This is a genomic window from Pseudoalteromonas luteoviolacea NCIMB 1942 (genome assembly GCF_001625595.1).
GTDB lineage: Bacteria > Pseudomonadota > Gammaproteobacteria > Enterobacterales > Alteromonadaceae > Pseudoalteromonas > Pseudoalteromonas luteoviolacea_A.
On record NZ_AUXT01000085.1, the window covers coordinates 1 to 793 of the forward strand.

Sequence of the window (793 nt, forward strand, 5' to 3'; positions counted from 1 at the left end):
CGACCTTTTAAACATGGTATTTGATACGGAGAATGGGCTGGTCCGAGTTGTTCAACAGATGCTGGATGTACTGAATGTTAAAGGCAGCGTACTGACGATGGATGCGCTGCATTGCCAAACGGAGACACTTAAAAAAATAGCGGATAAAAAAGCGCATGTCGTGGTTCAAATAAAGAAAAATCAGCCACAATTTGTGGAATGCGGTGAACACTCAATTTCAAGCGGTGTTTGATGCTGGAAAAGAAAAGGTTGTAACAGAAGTGACTCAGCAGGCCCATGGGCGAAAAGAGCAACGTAAGGTCTACCAACTAAAACCTAAATTTAATGAAACACTCAAAGCTCGTTGGCCAAGTACCCGCAGTATTATAGCGGTAGAGCGACACCGGACAATAAAAGAAAAGACCAGTATTGATACGTCTTTTTACATCAGTTCAATGTCACCCCGGCATAAGTCACTAGGTCACTATATCAGGCAGCATTGGCGTATTGAAAATAGTCAGCATTACGTATTGGATGTTGTATTTAAAGAAGATAATTCACGAATAATGCCCGAGGGTGCAGTAGAAAATATGGCTTTATTTAGAGATTTGTGATGAATATCCTCAAGCAATGTGACTGCGGCGCGCCAAGCCAGCGCAATAAATTTAAAAAAGCGGGTTGGAATGATGATTACAGAGCTCAAGTTTTCTTTGGTTAATATGTATTCAAAGTATGCTCGGGCCCTGGCTCGAGTGGTGAGTCGCATTGATGTGGCCCAGTTTCAAGCCTGTTTCTCTAAATGGATGTAAAACTG

1 pseudogene is annotated in these 793 nt (G+C 42.1%); it reads left to right on the forward strand.

Going from position 1 to position 793, the window contains the following annotated elements:
- Positions 1 to 697: pseudogene (locus N482_RS24110) on the forward strand (ISAs1 family transposase); the annotation flags it as partial.
- Positions 698 to 793: the final 96 nt, after the last annotated feature.